The sequence below is a fragment of the Pseudomonas sp. MS01C9 genome, from assembly GCF_058202755.1.
The window spans coordinates 1,963,608-1,982,668 of record NZ_CM177073.1; the positions used below are offsets into that span (position 1 = coordinate 1,963,608).

Sequence of the window (19,061 nt, forward strand, 5' to 3'; positions counted from 1 at the left end):
ATTCCAGCCATCAATCGGCGGCTGGCCTTCACACCAACCGATGAGTGTCATGGAGACATCCCAAAAAGTCCTCGCACGCCGTACTGCGGGGTTTTCACACGGGGTAATCCCGACAAAAAGCGGCGACTTGTCATGGAACCTGTTTTTTGTTGATTGAACGTTCAATCAAAACAAAATAGACTCTTCCTCACCATCAAGTCCCAGGAGAAGTCACCCAAATGCCCAAGGTCGGTATGCAGCCCATCCGCCGCCAGCAGTTGATCGACGCCACGTTGCAGGCAATCGATCAGGTCGGCATGGGGGACGCCAGCATCGCGCTGATTGCCCGCCTGGCCGGTGTCTCCAACGGCATCATCAGTCATTACTTCCAGGACAAGAACGGCCTGATCGCGGCCACGGCGCTGCACCTGATGAAGGTGCTGAGCGAGAACATCACCGCACGTCGCCAGGCGCTGGAGGACAACAGTCCACGGGCGCACCTGCAGGTGATCATCGAAGGCAACTTCGACGCCAGCCAGGTCAACGGCCCGGCGATGAAAACCTGGCTGGCCTTCTGGGCCACCAGCATGCACCACCCGTCTTTGCACAGGTTGCAGCGGATCAACGATCACCGTCTGTATTCCAACCTGTGCAGCCAGTTCCGCCGCGTGCTGCCCATCGATGAGGCACGCAGCGCGGCACGGGGCCTGGCCGCCCTGATCGACGGGCTGTGGCTGCGCGGCGCGCTGTCGGGAGACGCGTTCGACACCGCCCAGGCCCACCGGATCGCTTACGAATACATGGATCTCCAACTGGCCAAGGCAGGAACACCAGAGCACACAGAATCGCTCGGTTCCTGAACCGTCACCGCCCGGCGTAGTCAGCCATAGACGACACACCCGGTGGCCAAGCCAACCACACATGCACTTGCGAGGTATTTATGGCCCGTTTCGAACTGCAAAAACTCTACATCGATGGCGCATACAGCGACGCCAGCGGCGACGCCACCTTCGAAGCCATCAACCCGGCCAACGGTGAAGTGCTCGCCCAGGTCCAGCGCGCGACGAAAGAAGACGTCGAGCGTGCCGTCGTCAGCGCCGAAAAAGGCCAGAAGGTCTGGGCGGCGATGACCGCCATGCAGCGCTCGCGCATTCTGCGCCGCGCCGTGGATATCTTGCGCGAGCGCAACGATGAGCTGGCCGCCCTGGAAACCCTGGACACTGGCAAGGCCTATTCCGAGACCCGCTACGTCGACATCGTCACCGGTGCCGATGTGCTGGAGTACTACGCCGGGCTGGTCCCCGCCATCGAGGGCGAGCAGATCCCGCTGCGCGACACTTCCTTCGTCTACACCCGTCGCGAGCCTCTGGGGGTCGTAGCCGGCATCGGTGCGTGGAACTACCCGATCCAGATCGCCCTGTGGAAATCCGCACCGGCCCTGGCGGCGGGTAACGCGATGATCTTCAAGCCCAGCGAAGTCACCTCGCTGACCACCCTGAAACTGGCTGAAATCTATACCGAAGCCGGCGTTCCGCCTGGAGTCTTCAACGTCCTGACCGGCAGCGGCCGTGAAGTCGGCACCTGGCTGACCGAGCACCCGCGCATCGAGAAGGTCTCCTTCACCGGCGGCACCGACACCGGCAAGAAGGTCATGGCCAGCGCCTCGAGCTCTTCGCTCAAGGACGTGACCATGGAACTGGGCGGCAAATCGCCCCTGATCATCTGTGACGATGCCGACCTGGATCGCGCCGCCGACACGGCGATGATGGCCAACTTCTACAGCTCCGGCCAGGTCTGCACCAACGGCACCCGGGTGTTCGTACCGAGCCACCTCAAGGCAGCGTTCGAGGCCAAGATCGTCGAACGCGTGGCGCGCATCCGCATCGGCAACCCCGAAGACGAAAACACCAACTTCGGCCCGCTGGTGAGCTTCGCCCACATGGAAAGCGTGCTGGGCTACATCGAGAAGGGCAAGGCCGAAGGCGCACGCCTGCTGTGTGGCGGTGGCCGCCTGACCGACGGCGAATTCGCCAAGGGTGCCTTCGTGGCCCCGACGGTGTTCACCGACTGCACCGACGACATGACCATCGTGCGCGAGGAAATCTTCGGCCCGGTGATGAGTATCCTCACCTACGAGACCGAAGAAGAAGCGATCCGCCGTGCCAACGACACCGACTTCGGCCTGGCCGCTGGCGTCGTGACCCGCGACCTGAACCGCGCCCACCGCATCATCCATCAGCTGGAAGCCGGTATCTGCTGGATCAACGCCTGGGGCGAATCCGACGCCAAGATGCCGGTGGGCGGCTACAAGCAATCGGGCGTGGGCCGCGAGAACGGCATCAGTTCGCTGAACAACTTCACGCGCATCAAATCGGTACAGGTCGAGCTGGGCGATTACGCGTCGGTGTTCTGATCGGACGAGGCCTTGAGTGAACGCTGTTGTGGCGAGGGGATTTATCCCCGCGGGCTGCATAGCAGCCCCTCCCCAAGGCCCCCATTCTTCAGACAAACCCAGTCGCTGATTTACGACTGCTGCGCAGCCGAACGGGGATAAATCCCCTCGCCACAGGTTATGCGGCGTCAAGGCAACCACGACCTGAACCCAATTCAAAAAGAGGGTGCATTTCATGTCCCAAGAATTCGACTACATCATCATCGGCGCGGGCTCGGCCGGCAACACCTTGGCCACCCGCCTGACCGAAGACGAAGGCGTCACCGTCCTGCTGCTCGAGGCCGGCGGCCCGGACTATCGCCTGGACTTTCGCACGCAGATGCCCGCCGCCCTGGCGTTCCCGCTGCAGGGCCGGCGCTACAACTGGGCCTACGAGACCGACCCGGAGCCCCACATGAACGGTCGCCGCATGGAGTGCGGTCGGGGCAAGGGCCTGGGCGGCTCTTCGCTGATCAACGGCATGTGCTACATCCGTGGCAACGCCCTGGACTACGACAACTGGGCCAAGCTGCCCGGCCTGGAAGACTGGACCTACCTTGACTGCCTGCCCTATTTCCGCAAGGCGGAAACCCGGGACATCGGCCCCAACGACTACCACGGTGGCGACGGTCCGGTCAGCGTGACCACGCCCAAGCCCGGCAACAATCCGCTGTTCCACGCCATGGTGGAAGCCGGCGTACAGGCCGGCTATCCCCGTACCGAAGACCTCAACGGCTACCAGCAGGAAGGCTTCGGCCCGATGGACCGCACCGTCACGCCCAACGGCCGCCGCGCCAGTACCGCACGCGGTTACCTGGACATCGCCAAGAAGCGCTCGACCCTGACCATCGTCACCCACGCCCTGACCGACAAGATCCTGTTCGAAGGCAAACGTGCCGTGGGTGTCCGTTATCTGGTGGGCGCCGCGGAAGAACGCGTCGAAGCCCGGGCGCGCAAGGAAGTGTTACTGTGCTCCGGCGCCATCGCCTCGCCACAGATCCTGCAACGCTCCGGCGTGGGTCCGGCCAAATTGCTGGAGAGCCTCGACATCCCGGTGGTCCACGACCTGCCGGGCGTCGGTGAAAACCTCCAGGATCACCTGGAGTTGTACCTGCAATATGCCTGCACCCAACCGGTTTCGCTGTACCCGTCGCTGCTCTGGTACAACCAGCCGGCCATCGGCGCCGAGTGGCTGTTCAACGGCACCGGCATCGGCGCCAGCAACCAGTTCGAAGCCGGCGGCTTCATCCGCACCCGCCCGGAATTCGAGTGGCCTAACATCCAGTACCACTTCCTGCCGGTGGCGATCAATTACAACGGCAGCAACGGTGTGAAGGAGCACGGTTTCCAGGCACACATGGGCTCCATGCGTTCGCCAAGCCGCGGCCGGATCCAGGCCAAGTCCAAGGACCCACGCCAGCACCCGAGCATCCTGTTCAACTACATGGCCACCGAGCAGGACTGGCAGGAGTTTCGCGACGGCATTCGCCTGACCCGCGAGATCATGCAGCAGCCGGCGCTCGATCCGTTCCGGGGTCGCGAAATCAGCCCGGGCATCGAGGTGCAGACCGACGAGCAACTGGACCAGTTCATCCGTGAACACGCCGAAACCGCGTTCCACCCGTCCTGCTCGTGCAAGATGGGCACCGACGAGATGGCGGTGGTGGACGGCGAAGGCCGGGTGCATGGCATGCAAGGGTTGCGCGTGGTGGATGCGTCGATCATGCCGATCATCACCACCGGCAACCTGAACGCGCCGACGATCATGATCGCCGAGAAAATCGCCGACAAGATCCGTGGCCGCAAGCCATTGCCACGCAGCACCGCCCCGTACTACGTGGCCGGCGACGCGCCAGTTCGCGGCAAGCCGCTGCGGGAAGTGGGGCCGATGGCTCAGTAAGACCCAGGACCGCCATCGCGAGCAAGCTCGCTCTCACAAGGATTCGCAGCGGACGCACATTTTGTGACCATTGAAGATCCCCCTGTGGGAGCGAGCTTGCCCGCGATAGCGTCCGCCTGGACTCCCCGGTATGCCCTTCTACCTTGATCCCACCCCCACCCCGGGCCTAATCTAGGGCCGCCGCGTCAAAGCACCGCACTTGGCTGCACCCTCGCTCCAGACAAGGAGGTTCCATGTTCGATTTCCACCCCCAGCTCAAGCAGCGCTTCGCTGCCTTGCGCACGGGCGCTGATTTCTTTTCCCTGCGTTACGTGCGCGAGTCCGGCCAGCATCTGTCGGTGCGCAAGAACATCGCCGAACCACCCAGCCTGGACCGTGACGAAGGCGCGATGCTCACCGCCCGGGTCAACGGCGTCGAGGCCTACGCGGCCACCAACGACCTGTCCCAGGCCGGCCTGCAAGCTGCCCTGGAGCGGGCCGAGCAGCAGGCCCGGCGGCTCAAGCCCCATGCCCTGCTCGACTTGCGCGAGCAAGCGGTCTCCAGCGACCGCGCCGATTACTTCTCGCCCCACTTCGACCAGGCGTTTCCCTCGCTGAGCGATTGCTACCAGTTGCTGGGCGACGAGTCGGCCGCAGTGCCCCGGGACGAGCGCCTGGTGAATTGGCAAGTCGGCATCGGCCTGAGCCAGGTCGAGCAGATCTACCTCAACAGCGCCGGAGCCGAACTGCGCCAGGCCCAGCGCTTCATCTACCCGTCCCTGGAAGTCACGGCCTTCGATGGCCACGACAGCCAGACCCGCACCCTGGGCCGCGAGAACTTCGGCCAGCAGGGTGGCTTCGATGTGATCGGCCGCTGCGGCCTGATCGGTGCCGCCCCGCATATCGCCGATCAGGCCCTGCAGTTGCTGATGGCGCCGAATACTCCCCAAGGACCCCGGGACCTGCTGCTGATGCCCGACCAGATGATGCTGCAGATCCACGAATCCATCGGTCATCCGCTGGAGCTGGATCGCATCCTGGGGGACGAACGCAATTACGCCGGCACCAGTTTCGTCAAGGCCAGCGACTTTGGACACTTGCAATACGGCTCCAGCCTGTTGAACGTGACCTTCGATCCCGACATTCCCGAAGAGCTGGCCAGCTACAGCCATGACGACGACGGCACGGCGGCCAGCAAACAGTTCCTGATTCGCGAAGGCCGGTTGCTGCGTCCGCTGGGCGGCGCCCTGTCGCAGTTCCGCGCCGGCCTGGACGGCGTCGCCAACAGCCGCGCCTGCGGCTGGAACCGTCCTCCTATCGACCGCATGGCGAACCTGAACATCGAACCGGGTAACCAGTCCCTGGAACAACTGGTCCAGGGCATCGAGCGGGGCGTACTGATGCGCACCAACCGCTCATGGTCCATCGACGATGCGCGCAACAAGTTCCAGTTCGGTTGCGAATGGGGTCAGTTGATCGAGAACGGTGAGCTCAAGGGTGTAGTGAAGAACCCCAACTACCGGGGGATTTCCGCGCAATTCTGGAAAAGCCTGCGGGCCGTGGGCGATGCCTCGACCCTCCAGGTGCTGGGCACGCCGAACTGTGGCAAGGGCGAGCCGAACCAGGTCATTCGCGTCGGCCATGCGTCGCCGGCGTGTGTATTCAGCCATGTCGATGTGTTCGGAGGGGACGCCTGATGAGTACCGTCAACAATCAGGCCGCAGCCTTCAAGACACTGGTGGACTGGCTGCGCGGTGCATTGCGCGAATCAGAGCGGTTCACCGTGGGCTATGCCGCCGAGTCCTCGGCCTTCGTGCGCTTCAATCATGGCAAGGTTCGCCAGGCCGGGCAGGTGCAGCAGGCCAATGTCAGCCTCAAGCTGATCGACGACGGGCGGCATGCCGACCTGCAGATCACCTTGTCCGGCCACATCGAGACAGACCTGCAACGGCTGGCCGAAGGCTTGCAACAGCTGCGCGAGACCTTGCCGCTACTGCCCCCTGATCCCTATCTGCTGCTCAACCATGACCACTGGCAGAGCCATAAGGTCCAGGACCTGCCGCTGCCGGAAACCGAGCAGGCCGTGGCTGAAATCGCCCGCGCCGGCGAAGGCCTCGACCTGGTGGGCATCTACGCCGCCGGGCCCATCAGCCGAGGCTTCGCCAGTTCCTCGGGGGCATTTGGCTGGCACCAGGCCAACAGTTTCAACTTCGACTTCAGCCTGTTCCACGAAAACGGCCAGGCCGTCAAAGCCAGCTACGCCGGCCACGAATGGAGCAGCGAAGGGTTTGCCCGGCGCTTCGAGCAGGCCCGCCAGCAACTGGTGTTTCTTGGCCAGCCGCTGCGCACCCTCGCCCCCGGCGAATACCGCGCCTACCTGGCGCCGGCCGCGCTGGAAGAAATCATGGGCATGCTCAGCTGGGGCGGTTTCTCGGCACGGGCTATCGCCAGCAAGCAAAGCCCGCTGCAGAAGTTCTACGCCAACGAAGCGCATTTCAGCCCCGACGTATGGCTGACGGAGCAGGTCAGCGGCTCCCTGAGCCCGGCATTCTCCGACGAAGGTTATCCACGGGATGACCTGGCGCTGATTGCCAAGGGCATGGCGAACGCTCGCCTGGTCAACTCCCGCAGCGCCGCCGAATACGGCCTCACCGCCAACGGCGCCAGCCGCTATGAATACCCCACGGCGCTGGACATGAAGGAAGGCCTGCTGGAACAACGCGACATCCTCGAGCAACTCGGCACCGGGCTGTACATCAGCAACCTCTGGTACCTGAACTACTCGGACCAGCCGGCCGCGCGTCTGACCGGCATGACCCGCTTCGCCACGTTCTGGGTCGAGAACGGCCAGATCGTGGCGCCGGTCAGCACCATGCGATTCGACGACAGCGTCTACAGCCTGCTGGGCTCGCAGCTCGAAGGCCTGACCCGGGAGCGGGAACTGCTGCTCTCGGCCAGCACCTACAGCCAGCGGGCCACGGCCTCGATGCTGCTGCCGGGGGCGCTGGTCAAGCGCTTGACCTTGACGTTATAGGCACTCGACCAGACGCCAGGCCATTGGTGAGGAGAATTATTCTGTGGCCAGGGATTCATCCCCTCGCCACAGGCGCTGTGTTCGCCCGTTTCAATACTTCATACAAGAGGTCCCATGCCCAACCGCGCCCCGCTCGATGCCGTCACCGCCCGCTGGCTTCCATGGGTGGTGGCCATCGCCTTCTTCATGCAGTCCCTGGACGGGACCATCCTCAATACCGCCCTGCCCGCCATGGCCAGCGACCTGGCGGAAAACCCGTTGCGCATGCAAGGCGTGATCATCGCCTACATGCTCACCGTGGCGCTGTTGATTCCGGCCTCCGGCTGGATCGCCGACCGCTTCGGCACCAAGAAAATCTTCTTTGGTGCCATCCTGCTGTTCAGCTTCGGCTCATTGCTGTGTGCCCTGTCCAACTCGTTGAACATGCTGATCGGTGCTCGGGTCATCCAGGGCCTGGGCGGCGCCTTGATGCTCCCGGTAGGCAGGCTGGTAGTGTTGCGGGCCTACCCGCGCTCGGAACTGGTGCGGATCATGGGCTTCATCACCATTCCCGGCCTGCTTGGCCCGCTGATCGGCCCGACCATGGGCGGCTGGATGGTGGAATACCTGTCCTGGCACTGGATCTTCATCATCAACCTGCCGGTGGGGGTGATGGGTTGTTATGCGGTATGGAAATTCATCCCGGACCTGCGGGGCAGCGAGCGCACCCGGTTCGACAGCCTGGGGTTCCTGCTGTTCGGCGCGGCGATGGTGCTGATCACCATCGCCATGGAAGGCCTGGGTGAACTGCACCTGCCGCACCTGCGGGTGATGCTGTTGCTGTTCGGCGGCATGGCCTGCCTGGCGGCCTATTGGCTGCGGGCCGGGCATGTGGAGAACGCGCTGTTCCCGCCATCGCTGTTCAAGACCCGGACGTTTGCCGTGGGTATTCTCGGCAACCTGTTCGCGCGCCTGGGCAGCGGTGCCCTGCCGTTCCTGGTGCCGTTGCTGCTGCAAGTGGCCCTGGGTTACTCACCGTCCCAGGCCGGGATGAGCATGCTGCCCCTGGCGGCGGCGGCCATGGTCGCCAAATCCGTGGCCCGGCCACTGATCGAGCGCCTGGGCTACCGCATCGTCCTGACTGGCAACACCGTGGCCCTGGGCGTGATGCTGGCGAGCATGGGGCTGGTCAGCGAGCAGACCCCGTACTGGTTGCTGCTGGCGCAACTGGCGGTGCTGGGAGCGATCAACTCGCTGCAGTTCACAGCCATGAACACCGTGACCCTGATCGACCTGGACGACGCCAGCGCCAGCAGCGGCAACAGCCTGTTGTCGGTGGTGGCGCAACTCTCCCTGAGCCTGGGCGTGGCCTGCGCCGGCGCCCTGCTTGGCGGCTTCACGGCCCAGATCGGTAACGACGGGGTAGACACGGTATTGGGCGCGTTCCAGCTGACGTTCCTGACGGTGGGCATCATGGCGATGCTGGCGGCGACGATTTTTTCCCAACTGTCCAAGCAGGACGGGCGGCGGCAGAAACGTCATGATGAGCATATCGAGCACTGAAGCCGTGCCCCTTCCTGTGGCGAGGGGATGAATCCCCTCGCCACAGATCAATCCCCTCGCCATACATGAATCCCTTGCCACGAACAATCAGCACCGTTGTGATCGCCCGGAGAAATCCACGCTCGTCCAGAACTTTCGAAGAAAGTGGCACGAGACTGCTACACTGCGCGACATTTTGTTTTGCAGGCCTGTCCCGTGACCACCATCGCCACCGCTTTTGATACTTTGCCGCTGTCCGCCGCCATGCTGGCTAACCTCGAATCACTCGGTTATGCCCAGATGACGCCGATCCAGGCGCAAAGCTTGCCGGTGATCCTCAAGGGCATGGACCTGATCGCCCAGGCCAAGACCGGCAGTGGCAAGACCGCCGCCTTCGGCATCGGCCTGCTGAACCCGATCAACCCGCGCTTCTTCGGTTGCCAGGCGCTGGTGATGTGCCCGACCCGCGAGCTGGCCGACCAGGTGGCCAAGGAAATCCGCCGCCTGGCCCGCGCCGAAGACAACATCAAGGTCCTGACCCTGTGTGGCGGCGTGTCCTTCGGCCCGCAGATCGCCTCCCTCGAACACGGCGCCCACATCATCGTCGGCACGCCCGGGCGCATCCAGCAGCACCTGCGCAAGGGCTCGCTGGTACTCGATGGCCTCAACACCCTGATCCTCGACGAAGCCGACCGCATGCTGGACATGGGTTTCTACGATGCCATCGAAGACATCATCCAGCAGACCCCGGAACGCCGCCAGACGCTGCTGTTCTCCGCCACCTATCCGGCAGGTATCAAGCAGCTGTCGTCCAAGTTCATGCGCAACCCGCAGCAGGTGAAAGCCGAGGCGCTGCATTCCGATGCGCAGATCGAGCAACGTTTCTACGAAATCGCTCCCGAAGAGCGCATGGAAGCGGTGGTCAAGGTGCTGGCGCATTTCCGCCCCGCCTCCTGCGTGGCGTTCTGTTTCACCAAGCAGCAGGTCCAGGAAACCGTCGATCACCTCGCCGCCAAGGGTATCTCGGCCGTCGGCCTGCACGGCGACCTGGAACAGCGCGACCGCGACCAGGTGCTCGCGATGTTCGCCAACCGCAGCACCTCGGTGCTGGTGGCCACCGACGTGGCGGCCCGTGGCCTGGACATCGACGCCCTGGACATGGTGATCAACGTCGAGCTGGCCCGGGACTCGGAAATCCACATCCACCGCGTCGGTCGCACAGGTCGCGCCGGTGAGAAAGGCATCGCCATCAGCCTGGTGGCGCCGTCCGAAGCGCACCGCGCCCAGGCCATCGAGCAACTGCAGAAGTCACCGTTGAACTGGGATCAACTGGATAACCTCAAGCCCCAGGGTGGCGGTCCGCTGCTGCCGGCCATGAGCACCCTGTGCATCGCTGCCGGGCGCAAGGACAAGGTCCGTCCCGGTGACATCCTAGGCGCGCTGACCGGCGAAGCCGGCATTCCCGGCACCCAGGTCGGCAAGATCGCGATCTTCGATTTCCAGGCCTACGTGGCCGTGGAGCGCGGTATCGCCAAACAGGCGCTGCAGCGCTTGAACAGCGGCAAGATCAAGGGGCGCTCGTTGCGGGTGCGGATCCTGTAAAGCGATCTGCAACCCGACACAGATCAAACTGTGGGAGCGAGCTTGCTCGCGATAGCGGTGGATCAGCGGCATTGATGCTGCCTGACACGCCGCCATCGCGAGCAAGCTCGCTCCCACATTCAGTATGCGAGAAAGTTGAGAGGACACCGTTTTGCGCTCTACCGAAGTCGTGATCATTGGCGCTGGCGCCGCGGGCTTGATGTGCGCGCTGACCGCCGCTGGACGCGGGCGGCAGGTCACGTTGCTGGACCATGCCAACAAGGCCGGGAAGAAAATCCTCATGTCCGGCGGCGGGCGCTGCAATTTCACCAACATGTACACCGAGCCGGGCAATTTTCTCTCGCAGAACCCGCATTTCTGCAAATCGGCCCTGGCGCGCTACACCCAGTGGGATTTCATCGCCCTGGTGGCCAAGCACGGTGTGCCCTATCACGAGAAAAAACTCGGCCAGCTGTTCTGCGATAACAAGTCCAGCGACATCCTCGGCATGCTCCTGGACGAATGCGACCAGGCCGGCGTCAGCCTTCACCTGGATACGTCCATCACCCAGATCGAAAAAACCGACGGCGGCTACCTGCTGCAAACCACGCTCGGCGCCATCGCCTGTCAATCCCTGGTGATCGCCACCGGCGGATTGTCGATCCCGACCCTGGGAGCCACAGGTTTCGGTTACCAGGTGGCCAAGCAGTTCGGCCACCAACTGCTGCCGACCCGCGCCGGACTGGTGCCGTTCACCATCACCGATCAGCTCAAGGCGCTATGCACCGAGCTGTCGGGGACGTCGGTGGACTGCCTGGTGAGCTGCAACGACCAGAGCTTTCGCGAGAACATCCTGTTCACCCATCGCGGCCTCAGCGGTCCGGCGATCCTGCAGATCTCGTCGTTCTGGGAACCGGGGGACACGGTGCAGATCAACCTGCTGCCCGACCATGACGTGCCGCAATGGCTGCAACAGCAACAGGCCGAACGCCCCAACAGTGAGTTGAAAACCCTGCTGGGTGAGTTGTTCACCAAGAAAATGGCCAACCTGCTGGCCGACACCTGGTTCGTCTCCAAACCCATGAAGCAATACACCCATGCGGAGCTGGCGGACATTGCCGAGAAACTGGCGAGCTGGAATGTCGTCCCGGCCGGCACCGAGGGCTATCGCACCGCCGAAGTCACCCTGGGCGGCGTCGACACCCGGGAGGTTTCGTCCAAGACCATGGAGTCGCTGAAAAGCCCGGGGCTGTATTTCATTGGCGAAGTACTGGACGTCACCGGTCATCTGGGCGGATTCAACTTCCAGTGGGCCTGGGCTTCGGGGTACGCCGCCGCGCAGTACGTCTGATCCGACACGATTTGAACGCGATAACCCTGTGGAGCGAGCTTGCTCGCCATCGTGGCGGTTCAGTCGACATCGATGTGACAGGACTGCCGCCATCGCGAGCAAGCTCGCTCCCACAGCGGCTGGTGATGGCTCCCGGAACACTTTTTGCTGTCAGATGTGATCGCCGCCATTGCGTCGGCGTCATTACTGCCTCAATTTAGTGTCATTGCCCGTCAGGCCCGTGCATTTCATGTCATCGACCTCGTTCCGTCAGTCTCTGCGTCGCCTTTGGGCGTTGGATAAATTCAGTTATAGCGTGCGGGTATTCATCGCCCTGACCGGCAGCATGGCGCTGTGCTGGTACCTGGACGAAATGGCCCTGCTGATTCCCTTGTTCCTGGGCATCATCGCCAGTGCCCTGGCCGAGACCGACGACAACTGGCAGGGCCGCCTCAACGCACTGGCCGTTACCCTGGTCTGCTTCAGCGTCGCCGCATTATCGGTGGAGCTGCTGTTTCCCTATCCCGTGCTGTTCGTCATCGCCCTGGCCCTGGCGAGCTTCGGCCTGACCATGCTCGGCGCCCTGGGCGAGCGCTATGGCGCGATCGCCTCGGCCACCCTGATTCTTTCGGTCTACACCATGATCGGCGTGGACCAGCGCGGCGGCGCGGTCAACGACTTCTGGCATGAGCCCTTGCTGCTGGTGGCGGGTGCGGCGTGGTACGGCATGCTCTCGGTGCTGTGGCACATGCTCTTTTCCAACCAGCCGGTGCAGCAGAGCCTGGCGCGGCTGTTTCGCGAACTGGGGCGTTACCTGAAGCTCAAGTCGTCGCTGCTCGAACCGATCCGGCAACTGGACGTGGAAGCCCGGCGCCTGGAACTGGCGCAGCAGAACGGCCGTGTGGTGGCCGCGCTCAACTCGGCCAAGGAGATCATCCTGCACCGCGTGGGCAATGGTCGACCGGGTTCGAAGGTCAGCCGCTACCTGAAGCTGTACTTCCTCGCCCAGGACATCCACGAACGCGCCAGTTCGTCCCACTACCCCTATAACGCGTTGGCCGAAGCCTTCTTCCACAGTGACGTACTGTTCCGCTGCCAGCGCCTGTTGCGCCAGCAAGGCAAGGCTTGCCAGGCCCTTGCCGAATCGATCCAGATGCGCCAGCCGTTCATCTACGACGATACCTTTGCCGAAGCCCTCGACGATCTGCACGCTTCCCTGGAACACCTGCGAATCCAGAGCAACCCGGCCTGGCGCGGCCTGCTGCGTTCGTTGCGGGCACTGGCAGCGAACCTGGGCACCATGGATCGCCTGCTCAGCGATGCCAGCAACCCCGACGCCCTGGCCGACGCCACCGACAGCAGCCTGCTGGATCGCTCGCCACGCAGCCTCAAGGACGTCTGGCTGCGCCTGCGCACCCAGCTCACGCCCACTTCGCTGCTGTTCCGGCACGCCCTGCGCCTGCCCCTGGCGTTGAGCGTCGGCTACGCCATGGTGCATCTGATCCACCCGTCACAAGGCTATTGGATCATCCTCACCACGTTGTTCGTCTGCCAGCCCAACTATGGCGCCACCCGACGCAAGCTCGGCCAGCGGATCATCGGCACCGCCATTGGCCTGATCGTGGCCTGGGCACTGTTCGATCTGTTCCCCAACCCGCTGGTGCAATCGTGCTTCGCCATTGCCGCCGGGGTGGTGTTCTTCACCAACCGCACCACCCGCTACACCCTGGCGACAGCCGCGATCACGATCATGGTGCTGTTCTGCTTCAACCAGGTGGGCGACGGCTATGGCCTGCTGCTGCCGCGGCTGTTCGATACCCTGCTCGGCAGCCTGATCGCCGGACTTGCGGTGTTCCTGTTCCTGCCGGACTGGCAGGGCCGCCGGCTGAACAAGGTGCTGGCCAACACGCTGACCTGCAACAGCATCTACCTGCGCCAGATCATGCAGCAATACGCCGCCGGCAAACGGGACGACCTGGCCTATCGCCTGGCCCGCCGCAATGCCCATAACGCCGATGCCGCGCTGTCCACCACACTGGCCAACATGCTGATGGAGCCGGGGCACTTTCGTAAGGAAGCCGATGTCGGGTTCCGCTTCCTGGTGCTCTCGCACACCTTGCTTAGCTATCTGTCCGGCCTGGGCGCCCATCGGGGAACCGAACTGCCGGCGCAGGTACGCGAACAGTTGATCGACGGAGCGGGAGCGAAGCTGGCGACCAGCATCGATGAAATCGCCCAAGGCCTGGCGAGCAAAACCCCGATCGTGGTCCAGAGCGACGAGGAAGAAGCCCTGGCCAATGAGCTGGAGCAGATGCCCGATGAAATCGATGAAGGCCAGCGGCTGGTACAAACCCAACTGGGCCTGATCTGTCGTCAGTTGGGCCCTCTGCGGACCCTGGCGGCGCATCTGATCAAGGAAACTGACGAGGCTTGAGGCATACGGTGTCTGAGCGGGCCTCATCGCGAGCAAGCTCGCTCCTACAACGGTATGCATTCCAGATGCGGGAGCGAGCCTGCTTGGGACAAGCCATCAGTAGCCCGTCACTACATGCCATGTTGCTTCAATAGCCGCGCGTAACTGCCATCCGCCTTCATCGCCGCGATCTCCCGATCGAACCCCGCCACGATCTGCTCATGGTTCGGGTTCTTCAGGCTGACCAGGATATGCAGGCTGTTCTCGCTCAGTGGCTTGGGCAGGAACTCGACAGCGTTACGCACCTTGGCGGATTCGTGGGCCAGGTAATAACGGGCGACATATTCGTCTTCCAGGGTCAGCTTCACACGGTCGGCCGCCAGCATGCGCACCGCCATCGCGAAGTTGTGCACGGGGACTTTCTGCATCTGCGAGTCCTCGTCGAACGCCTTCGAGTAGGCATAACCACGAACCACGGCGATGGGATAGGCGTAGAGCTGTTGCAGCGTGTCGAACTGGACCGCAGCGTCCTTGCGCTTGAGAAAGCGCACCCGGTTAACCAGGTATTCGGCCGAGAACCGGCCGATATGGGTGCGTTCCTCGCTGTACCAGGCGTTGACCAGCACGTCATAACGACCCTCGCTGATGCCCAGCATCGCCCGGGCCCAGGGCACCTGCTCGAACTCACTGGCATAGCCGGCACGCGCCAGCGCGGTGCTGACAATGTCGGTCGCCAGTCCTCCATTGACCAGCGTGGAATCGGTAAAGGGGGGCCAGCCATCGCCGACCAGGCGCAGTTTCTGCCCAAAGGCGTCCTGGCCCACCCACAGCAACCCGATCAAAACAAGAGCTTGATGCAATCGCGGCATGCCAGACATCCTTGAAGGGTGCAAAGCCCGTGTTTTTAGCCGAAACTCAGGAACAGTCAGAAACCTGCGTCCTAACATTAGCTCATTGAAGCCGCTGCGCAGGCCTTGCCAAAAGATTACATAAAGGCGACAACGCCGTGATAAATGAATGGTGGCATTTTGGCCTTTATCACAGTTTTTTCGGTCGCACCGATAAGCGACTTCCGAAGAAAGGGCGCTTAATATCGGCATCGGCTTCTTCAGGAAATTCAAAAAAATGGATATCGATTGGGTCTGCAAACACCACAGTGACCTGAGCAAGGAACAGCTGTACGCCATCTTGAAACTGCGCGCCGACGTGTTCGTGGTCGAGCAGAATTGCGCCTATCCGGACGTTGACGGCCTGGACCTGGCAGGTGACACCTGTCATTTGATGGCTTGGCAGGAAAACCACCTGGTGGCCTACCTGCGCTTGCTCGACCCCCACTCGCAGAACAGCGACGTGGTGATCGGACGCGTAGTGATCGCGCCAGAATCACGGGGCAGGGGGTTGGGCCATCAACTGATGGAACAGGGCCTCAGACACGCCGAGAAACACTGGCCCGGCATCCCGATCTCATTATCGGCCCAGGCGCATTTGCAGGGGTATTACGGACGGTACGGGTTTGAAGTGGTGGGCGTGGAGTATCTGGAGGATGGTATTCCACACATCGGGATGCATCGTCCCTGCTGACCTCTTCGCGAGCAAGCCCACGGGGGGTCTACGTTGTACCTCGATCGTGCGTCTGAAGATCAATGTGAAGGGCTTGCTCGCGATAGGGCCAGCCCAAGACATCACACCACCATCAGGGATACTCGAGCACCGCCTTGATCCGCTGCAGGTTCGCCTCGATCCAGCGCCGATCAATCGCCCCCCAATCACGGATCCGATAATGCCCGGCATGGTTGCGGGCGCCCTTCTCCTGTTCGAACTCACACACGATGTCCAGGTCTGCCAGCGCTGCGACGGTGTCCTGGGCGGTGCGTCGCGGCATGCCGGTGGCGTCGGTGAGCGCCGGAATGTTGCTGGCCACCCCACTATCGATCAGGTAGGCCACATACAGGCGGCGATAGAAACTGCTTTTGGTCTTGCTGACGTCCATCCGGTCATTCCTTGGCTGATTGCAGGTCGCGCCAGGTCAGGTATACCCGCAAGTCGAACTCCAACTGATGGTAACCCGGCAACATGTATTCACAGAGCTGGTAGAACGCCTTGTTGTGGTCGGACTCCTTGAAATGAGCCAGTTCGTGCACCACGATCATTTTCAGGAATTCGGGCGCCGCCTCCTTGAACAGCGAAGCGATGCGGATTTCCTTCCTGGCCTTGAGCTTGCTGCCTTGCACGCGGGACACCGTAGTGTGCAGCCCGAGGGCACGGTGGGTGAGATCCAGGCGATTGTCGAACAGCACCTTGTCGATGGCCGGCGCATTACGCAGATATTGCTGCTTGAGGTCCAGCGCGTAGCCGTAAAGGGCCTTGTCGCTCTGGATCTGATGCCGGCCGGGATAGCGCTGGTGCAGGTAATCCCCCAGGCGATCCTGGGCAATCAATTGCTGCACCTGGGCTTGCAGGGCCGCGGGGTAGGCCTGGAGGTATTTGAGCGAAATCATCGGTGGCAAGACAGTCGAAAAAGGCCGTCAGTGTAGCGAATTCAAGCCTGCACCGCGCTCCAGTCGAACGGTTTGGCGAAGACGTCGGTGTCTTCGGCCATCAAGGGCCGCGCTACGAGGAAGCCCTGCACATATTCACAGCCGTGGGCTTGCAGCCAGCGATATTGTTCCACGGTTTCCACGCCTTCGGCGATCACCCGCAAGCCCAACTGCGAGCACAGGTCGATCACCGAGGCAGCCAGGGCCGCATCCCGGGGTGAGTCCGGTAATCGGGCGATCAGGTGCCGATCCAGCTTGAGCGTATCGAGTTCGAGGTCGCGCAGGTGGGTCAACGAGCAGGGGCCCGAACCGAAGTCATCCAGCGCCACCCGCACGCCGAGATGACGCAGCAGGCGCAATTGCTTGTTGGTTTCGTCAGGGTTGCGCATCAGCGCGTCTTCGGTCACCTCGACTTCCAGTTGCCGGGGTTTCAAGGCATGGCGCTCCAGCACCTGGCGCAACTCGGTCACCAGGTTCGGCATGCCGAACTGGGTGCTGCTCAGGCTCACCCCCAGCACCAGGTCATCGGCGAACAGCCGCTCCCAGACTTTGCGCTGGGCCGCGCTGCGATGGTAGATCCAGCTGCCCAGCCGGCTGATCAGTCGCGCCTCCTCCAGCAACGGCAGGAACAGGCCCGGCGGAACATCGCCGACGCTCGGGTGCTGCCAGCGCAACAACGCCTCGAAGCCGCGGATACGTCCATCGCCGATGCTGACCTGGGGCTGGTAGACCATATTGAAGTCACGGTTCTCGATGGCCGAACGCACGCTTTCCTCGAGCATCAGCCGGGACCGGGCGCGCCCGTTCATTTCATGATCATAGAAACGGTATTGCTGGCGACCGGCACGCTTGGCCTCGTACATGGCGATGTCGGAAGCCCGCAACAGGCCATCCAGGTTGGCACCGCAGTCCGGGTACGTCGCGATACCGATGCTGGCTCCCAGGGTCACATCCATGCCTTCGATCTGCTGGCAGATCGAGACACGCTCGATGAGCTTCTCGGCAATCTTGGCGGCCTGCTCCGGGTGCTCCAGGTCCAGCAAGGCCGTGAACTCATCGCCACCGAGCCGCGCCAGGATGTCGAACGGCCGCAGGCACGCCTTCAACTGTTCCGACACCCAGCGCAGCACCCGGTCACCGGCATCGTGGCCCAGGGAATCGTTGACGCGCTTGAAGCCATCGAGATCCAGGTATAGCAGCACCCAGTTGCTCTCCAGGCGCTCGCTGCGCATCAGCAGGTTCTCGGCGGTCTGATAGAACCCTCTGCGGTTGAGCAGACCGGTCAACGGGTCCGTGACGGCCTGGAATTCGAGTTGCTGGTGCAAGTGGCGGACCACCGACATGTCCTGGAGAGTCACCACCATGGCTTTCTGCTCCGAAGGCAACGGTGCGCAGGACAACGCCACCGACACCTGCTGGCCGGGCGCCGTACGCAACACCGCATCGTGCAGGCGCCAGGTCTGGCCTCGGCAATATGCGACGTGGATGTCGGAATCGGCCCACTGGGGAATGTGCGGCTTCTGCAGATAGTCCAGGAACGGCGTGCCCTGCAATTGCTCGGCGGTGGCATTGAGCAGGCGACAGGCCGACGGATTGACGAAGCGAATGCAGCCGTCTTCATCCACCACCAGGATACCTTCCGCGGCGTTATCCAGCACCGAGGCGTTGAATGCCCGGGCCGCCTCCAGGTCCTGGCTCAAGCGCTGCAAGGCCCGTCGATTGCGCTGGTGCTCCAGCAAGGCGTGAACCTTGGGCTTGAGGATCTGCGGGTCGAAGGGTTTGAACAGGTAGTCCACGGCGCCACTGGCGTAACCCTTGATCACCGCATCCTGGGACTGCTCGTTGGCGGTCAGGAAGATAATCGGCGTAAGCCGCGTACGCTGGCTGCCACGCATCAGGCGCGCCACCTCGAACCCGTCCATGTCCGGCATCTGCACATCCAGCAGCACCAGATCGATGTCGTGTTCAAGCAGCAGATTAAGGGCCTCGACACCCGAGGACGCGGTCATGACCTGCCAATCCTGACGCTGCAACAATGCACGCATGCTGATCAGGTTTTCAGGGTAATCATCAACAACCAGAAGGACAGAGTTCTCTTCACCAAGCGTAGGTTGCACGCATTCCATGCTGCTTCTCTTATCGGGGCGCCATGTCCGTTTTCAGTAGCAAAACGGACAAATTACTGTGATCTCACTCTAGACCGGGTTTATGAAAAGCAGTAGCTGTCATCACGCCATCATCCTGACAAAGCCCGAAATAGCCGACTAACGGTCACCCGCCTCAGGCACAGAAACTGCAATAGACCTCAGCGACGCACTATTGACGTCAAGCATCCGCCGAACAAACCACAAAAAGC

At 62.6% G+C, this 19,061-nt stretch carries 14 protein-coding genes; 10 read left to right on the top strand and 4 right to left on the bottom strand.

Features of this window, described 5'->3' with window-relative positions; genetic code table 11:
- The first annotated feature begins 218 nt into the window (after nucleotides 1-218).
- From betI to yccS, 9 genes are all read left to right on the top strand, one after another.
- Entirely contained in the window at nucleotides 219-839 is a 621-nt protein-coding gene (gene betI / locus AC1M7R_RS09100) for a transcriptional regulator BetI (RefSeq protein WP_072389992.1), read from the top strand.
- A gap of 80 nt (nucleotides 840-919) precedes the next feature.
- Entirely contained in the window at nucleotides 920-2,392 is a 1,473-nt protein-coding gene (gene betB, locus AC1M7R_RS09105) for a betaine-aldehyde dehydrogenase (protein WP_072389995.1), read from the top strand.
- A 214-nt stretch (nucleotides 2,393-2,606) separates the two neighbouring features.
- Nucleotides 2,607-4,310 (top strand): choline dehydrogenase, encoded by a 1,704-nt coding sequence (gene betA, locus AC1M7R_RS09110; protein WP_072389998.1) that lies wholly within the window; start codon nucleotides 2,607-2,609, stop codon nucleotides 4,308-4,310.
- 233 nt (nucleotides 4,311-4,543) lie between these two features.
- Nucleotides 4,544-5,986 (top strand): TldD/PmbA family protein, encoded by a 1,443-nt coding sequence (locus AC1M7R_RS09115; RefSeq protein WP_076406050.1) that lies wholly within the window; start codon nucleotides 4,544-4,546, stop codon nucleotides 5,984-5,986.
- Nucleotides 5,986-7,323 (top strand): TldD/PmbA family protein, encoded by a 1,338-nt coding sequence (locus AC1M7R_RS09120; RefSeq protein ID WP_072390006.1) that lies wholly within the window; start codon nucleotides 5,986-5,988, stop codon nucleotides 7,321-7,323. The genes AC1M7R_RS09115 and AC1M7R_RS09120 overlap by 1 nt, the downstream gene beginning before the upstream one ends.
- Before the next feature lie 114 nt (nucleotides 7,324-7,437).
- The gene (gene mdtD, locus AC1M7R_RS09125; protein ID WP_072390010.1) at nucleotides 7,438-8,865 is read left to right on the top strand and encodes a multidrug transporter subunit MdtD; all 1,428 of its coding nucleotides are present in this window, start codon (nucleotides 7,438-7,440) and stop codon (nucleotides 8,863-8,865) included.
- 243 nt (nucleotides 8,866-9,108) lie between these two features.
- On the top strand, nucleotides 9,109-10,446 hold the full coding sequence (dbpA, locus tag AC1M7R_RS09130) for an ATP-dependent RNA helicase DbpA (RefSeq protein WP_231991124.1): 1,338 nt from the start codon (nucleotides 9,109-9,111) through the stop codon (nucleotides 10,444-10,446).
- 151 nt (nucleotides 10,447-10,597) lie between these two features.
- Entirely contained in the window at nucleotides 10,598-11,776 is a 1,179-nt protein-coding gene (locus tag AC1M7R_RS09135; protein WP_072390013.1) for a BaiN/RdsA family NAD(P)/FAD-dependent oxidoreductase, read from the top strand.
- Between the two features lie 229 nt (nucleotides 11,777-12,005).
- A complete protein-coding gene (yccS, locus tag AC1M7R_RS09140; protein WP_072390016.1) occupies nucleotides 12,006-14,189 on the top strand; it encodes a YccS family putative transporter in 2,184 nt (727 codons plus the stop codon).
- Nucleotides 14,190-14,299: 110 nt separating this feature from the next.
- Here yccS and AC1M7R_RS09145 read toward each other — a convergent pair whose 3' ends face one another.
- On the bottom strand, nucleotides 14,300-15,037 hold the full coding sequence (locus AC1M7R_RS09145; protein WP_072390021.1) for a substrate-binding periplasmic protein: 738 nt from the start codon (nucleotides 15,035-15,037) through the stop codon (nucleotides 14,300-14,302).
- 256 nt (nucleotides 15,038-15,293) lie between these two features.
- Here AC1M7R_RS09145 and AC1M7R_RS09150 point away from each other — a divergent pair, with 256 nt between their 5' ends.
- Complete coding sequence (locus AC1M7R_RS09150) at nucleotides 15,294-15,749, top strand: GNAT family N-acetyltransferase (protein WP_072390024.1); 456 nt, start codon at nucleotides 15,294-15,296, stop codon at nucleotides 15,747-15,749.
- Nucleotides 15,750-15,861: 112 nt separating this feature from the next.
- Here AC1M7R_RS09150 and AC1M7R_RS09155 read toward each other — a convergent pair whose 3' ends face one another.
- From AC1M7R_RS09155 to AC1M7R_RS09165, 3 genes are read right to left on the bottom strand one after another with little or no spacing between them, the layout of a single operon-like run.
- On the bottom strand, nucleotides 15,862-16,158 hold the full coding sequence (locus tag AC1M7R_RS09155; RefSeq protein ID WP_072390027.1) for a winged helix-turn-helix domain-containing protein: 297 nt from the start codon (nucleotides 16,156-16,158) through the stop codon (nucleotides 15,862-15,864).
- A 4-nt stretch (nucleotides 16,159-16,162) separates the two neighbouring features.
- Complete coding sequence (locus tag AC1M7R_RS09160; RefSeq protein ID WP_072430872.1) at nucleotides 16,163-16,666, bottom strand: M48 metallopeptidase family protein; 504 nt, start codon at nucleotides 16,664-16,666, stop codon at nucleotides 16,163-16,165.
- Nucleotides 16,667-16,707: 41 nt separating this feature from the next.
- Nucleotides 16,708-18,831, bottom strand: coding sequence for a putative bifunctional diguanylate cyclase/phosphodiesterase (locus AC1M7R_RS09165; protein ID WP_072390033.1), 2,124 nt, complete (start codon nucleotides 18,829-18,831; stop codon nucleotides 16,708-16,710).
- Between the last annotated feature and the right edge of the window lie 230 nt (nucleotides 18,832-19,061).

Bases quoted from the DNA above. Each gene is read 5' to 3' on its own strand.
- dbpA (WP_231991124.1), top strand. From the start codon at position 9,109: ATGCTGGCTAACCTCGAATCACTCGGTTATGCCCAGATGACGCCGATC.
- AC1M7R_RS09150 (WP_072390024.1), top strand. From the start codon at position 15,294: ATGGATATCGATTGGGTCTGCAAACACCACAGTGACCTGAGCAAGGAA.
- AC1M7R_RS09145 (WP_072390021.1), bottom strand. From the start codon at position 15,037: ATGCCGCGATTGCATCAAGCTCTTGTTTTGATCGGGTTGCTGTGGGTG.
- betB (WP_072389995.1), top strand. From the start codon at position 920: ATGGCCCGTTTCGAACTGCAAAAACTCTACATCGATGGCGCATACAGC.
- yccS (WP_072390016.1), top strand. From the start codon at position 12,006: ATGTCATCGACCTCGTTCCGTCAGTCTCTGCGTCGCCTTTGGGCGTTG.
- AC1M7R_RS09115 (WP_076406050.1), top strand. From the start codon at position 4,544: ATGTTCGATTTCCACCCCCAGCTCAAGCAGCGCTTCGCTGCCTTGCGC.
- betI (WP_072389992.1), top strand. From the start codon at position 219: ATGCCCAAGGTCGGTATGCAGCCCATCCGCCGCCAGCAGTTGATCGAC.
- AC1M7R_RS09120 (WP_072390006.1), top strand. From the start codon at position 5,986: ATGAGTACCGTCAACAATCAGGCCGCAGCCTTCAAGACACTGGTGGAC.
- betA (WP_072389998.1), top strand. From the start codon at position 2,607: ATGTCCCAAGAATTCGACTACATCATCATCGGCGCGGGCTCGGCCGGC.
- AC1M7R_RS09160 (WP_072430872.1), bottom strand. From the start codon at position 16,666: ATGATTTCGCTCAAATACCTCCAGGCCTACCCCGCGGCCCTGCAAGCC.
- AC1M7R_RS09165 (WP_072390033.1), bottom strand. From the start codon at position 18,831: ATGGAATGCGTGCAACCTACGCTTGGTGAAGAGAACTCTGTCCTTCTG.
- AC1M7R_RS09155 (WP_072390027.1), bottom strand. From the start codon at position 16,158: ATGGACGTCAGCAAGACCAAAAGCAGTTTCTATCGCCGCCTGTATGTG.
- mdtD (WP_072390010.1), top strand. From the start codon at position 7,438: ATGCCCAACCGCGCCCCGCTCGATGCCGTCACCGCCCGCTGGCTTCCA.